This window comes from Paenibacillus dendritiformis, assembly GCF_015845845.1.
Classification (GTDB): Bacteria; Bacillota; Bacilli; order Paenibacillales; family Paenibacillaceae; genus Paenibacillus_B; species Paenibacillus_B dendritiformis_C.
The window spans coordinates 1-3,434 of record NZ_LDIG01000212.1; the positions used below are offsets into that span (position 1 = coordinate 1).

The following is a 3,434-nucleotide window of genomic DNA, read 5'->3' on the forward strand; positions in this document are numbered from 1 at the left end:
AGCAACTACATTCTACTTGAGGGGTTTGAATATGGCTCTCTTCATTTATTGGAAGAAGCTATTTTACACAATTATACGGACTCAACTTGAATCGCTGATTTCGATTTTACCTAGCATATAATTAAATTCCTGCCCATTTTTGAGCGTTGCAGGCAATTTATCGTTCATGGACGGAAGCGAAAATTCAGCGGTAACCGCTCCTCCCACCTTCACCGTCGCCGTCATGGGCATGCCACGCTCGTTTACGTAATCACTGGTTATGATATCCTCACCGTCATACCGGAATTTAACCCATAACTGCCCACCTTCGGTCAGCGTCAGTTTGGTGGGAACATAGTCCATCGGCTGTGCATCGGGTAGTTTGACGCTCTCAATTGCAGTGCGTCCATATCCATCGTCAATAATGATATCAACGTCTGTTCCAAGCACTCTGGAAATATCTTTAGCATTAATCTTAACAGAACCCGTATACTGCTCTTCTGAAGTATTTATCAATTTTCCATCAGTCAGACTGACAACTTTGCTTAAATCCGGAAATGCTCCTTTTGGAGCCGCAATAAGCCGAATGTTACGTTGGGAATAGCCTGATGCAGTAAAACTGATATTTAGTGCATCTCCTTGTGTTACTTTCAGTGTGGGCCAGGCGCTAACGTCGAAATAGGCATATCCCTCCGAGCCTTTTTTCTCGGTATGATCGAATTTGATGCCCATACGGCTGACGATGCCGGATGTACGGAGAAAGTAGAACCAATCCTCTATCTTGTAGAAATAATCATGATTCTCATCGTAATCCGTTCCCCGCACGATAAAAGTATCTCGAAAATACTGTCTCTGGTTTTGAGAAGTATTAGTCAGGTGACCTGACCATACGGCATCAAACAGATCTCCTACTGCTTTTTTGCTCTTATACGTAAGACCAAAACCGTTTTTATCCGAGAATTCAGGATCTCCCGGCTTCTCCTTTACTGCAAATACATCATAGTTATCGATCGGTTGTTTTTGACCGTCTGCAAAGGTAAAGATGCCTTTCCACTGATATAACTTCCACGGGTTATCCGAAGCCTTCTCTCCTAGGGCGGGAATATAACCAATGAAGTGTCTTCCTGTTTTTCCGTATTCCCACAGCCCGGTAGGGTCATTCACATGCCCTTGCAGCATTGGAATACCTGCGGCGGATGCGGTCATCGAGACCACAATGAACAACATCACGAACATGGCGATCATTTTTTTTTCATGCCTGTTCCTCCCCTTAAAATTAAAAAGCAAAAAAAGCCTGCGAACAATTCGCAGACCCTCATAATAAATAGCTTGGTTATTTCAGTTTTTTCGCTAGTTCCTGTACTTCGGATAACGGTGCTAAAGTGGAGTTAGAAGAAACCTGTACAATGGGTTCGTTAACATCGCCAAACAGCTCCGCCAAATCTTCATTGATGTGGTTATCCAAAGCCACTGTATACCCTTCTTGCTCATCCCGTCCTGGATAGATTTTTGAAAACGAAAGATAACCCTTGCCCTTACCAATTTCAAAGGTATAGGTTTTCCCTGGAGTAAACTCTGTATTTCCGTAGTTCCCCCCTGCCCCTTTCGGCATTGTAAACGTCAACTTCCCGTTAGAAATCTTCATATTATCGACAAATAGTTCTTTAGCCAAGTCAGTATATCCAGCTTTCCATTCGAAATCTGTGCTGTATACATTGTTGTCACTTGGAACCGAATCAGGATCGGTCACTTCTTTTCCTGTGCTAATGCTCACCAGCTTCTTGCTTTGATTCCAATTAACCTTTGCCCCAAGTGCTTCGCTGACAAATCGTAACGGAATAAACACACGGGAGCCTTGAAGCCGAGCTGGTACATCCAATTTAACGATTACGTCCTCGACCAGTACGCTGGCCGAATTGACCGGCATGCGAATCATCTTGCCGTTAAGCTCGACGTAAACTACCCGATCTATCCGGCTGCCGATTGTTTCCTTTTTATAATCAACCTTGGCCCCCAACGCCTCACTTACAAAACGGATTGGGATCAGCACCCGATTGTTCTCAAAATACGGCTTCTCGTCTGGGAACTTTACCGTCTTCCCGTCAACTTGAACAGTAACGTTGATTTTTGCAGCTGATACAGAGGAAACAGAAAAACCAAATACCATGAGAATGCTCATCAAAATTAAAGCTACTCTTTTTCTCAGAATCATATGATCATCTCCATTTCATATTTACGGGTATACACATACCCTTGTTATATTCTCAAAATCCGACGCACAACATAATTCCCATTATAATCCAACAACTATTTTCTCTCAATTGGTTTCAATCATTTCTCCCTCCTCGCTTTTGGATCTCTATAAAATACGAAAACTCCACCAGCATATGCCAGTGGAGTTGAGAAACTTAATACTTCATTTATAAATATCCCCGCGCGAACCAACAGCACGTACAAAAATTATTTTCTCATCATGATCTATCTCAAAAATAACCCTGTACGTACCTATCCTCAAGCGATATAAACCAAAATTCCCTTTCATTGGTCTAATATCTCCAACTGGCGGAACGACTAGCAAACCTTTTAATCCCTCAGCGATACGTTCTTGCATCGATTTTTCCTGTTTAGCTATGAATTTCAAAGCCTCTTTATGGTAGATCAACTTGTAAACCGAACTCATTTTTGGCGTCCTCCCCCGATAAAAAACCTGAAGCGCTCTTTAATTGTTCGGCTTCTTCTTTACTTAACGGCTCATTATCCGGTTCTAAACAATCTATATCTTTCCATTCTAAACCCTTTTTTTCAGAACGATCAATCAGGAATTGCAGGAAGTCAAACGCCGTATTTTGATCTTGCTCTTGAAGACGATCAACTAAGTTATACAAGTCCTCTTTCCGAATCGTCATGAAGATACCTCCAAATATTTGATGAACACAAAGCTTTTCTTAATTGTATCATATGCATTTAACTCATTAATCAAAAATAGCCCCTATTTTAGGGACTTTTTGATATGGAATTAATTTCCATATTTTTGGATACAGCTTCGCCACTGGATTAGTTCCATTATATACCTTCTATATGGAATATGCAAGTCATTTATTCGTATTCTTTGAACTTTTCAGTTTGGTCGAGGTATATTTTCGCTTATGCTAGAAAATGAGCCGTGCTCCAACACGACTCCCTGGACACTTACCGCTTTAAAGAGCGGTCGGCTGTGCAAAAGGTGGATCGAAATAGACCGCATTCCTTCGTTAGGGACGGTCTATTTCTTTGCATTCTGATTAATCGCTACGACGATGGCGACAACCGCGTCAGTAGCACAATAATTAGCCCACCAATACGGAAGTGCGAGAGCGCTTAAACCATTCATCTCTGGGCCGACTCGTTTCCGCGCTAGGTGGAATCTGTTTAACGTTCTAGTTGCTCCTTTTTGCTATGTCTTGTTCTTGCTGTTT

General features: G+C 42.0%; 4 protein-coding genes. All 4 read right to left on the bottom strand.

Annotation, left to right across the window (positions count from 1 at the left end):
- Nucleotides 1-81: 81 nt before the first annotated feature.
- The 4 genes from ABD76_RS21380 to ABD76_RS21395 all read right to left on the bottom strand — a co-directional run bounded on the left by ABD76_RS21380 (nucleotide 82) and on the right by ABD76_RS21395 (nucleotide 2,885).
- Nucleotides 82-1,224 (bottom strand): hypothetical protein, encoded by a 1,143-nt coding sequence (locus tag ABD76_RS21380; RefSeq protein WP_197259125.1) that lies wholly within the window; start codon nucleotides 1,222-1,224, stop codon nucleotides 82-84.
- 88 nt (nucleotides 1,225-1,312) lie between these two features.
- On the bottom strand, nucleotides 1,313-2,191 hold the full coding sequence (locus ABD76_RS21385; protein WP_197259126.1) for a copper amine oxidase N-terminal domain-containing protein: 879 nt from the start codon (nucleotides 2,189-2,191) through the stop codon (nucleotides 1,313-1,315).
- Nucleotides 2,192-2,395: 204 nt separating this feature from the next.
- Complete coding sequence (locus ABD76_RS21390) at nucleotides 2,396-2,659, bottom strand: type II toxin-antitoxin system RelE family toxin (protein ID WP_197259127.1); 264 nt, start codon at nucleotides 2,657-2,659, stop codon at nucleotides 2,396-2,398.
- The gene (locus tag ABD76_RS21395) at nucleotides 2,628-2,885 is read right to left on the bottom strand and encodes a hypothetical protein (RefSeq protein ID WP_197259128.1); all 258 of its coding nucleotides are present in this window, start codon (nucleotides 2,883-2,885) and stop codon (nucleotides 2,628-2,630) included. Before ABD76_RS21395 ends, ABD76_RS21390 begins: the two co-directional genes overlap by 32 nt.
- Nucleotides 2,886-3,434 lie beyond the last annotated feature (549 nt).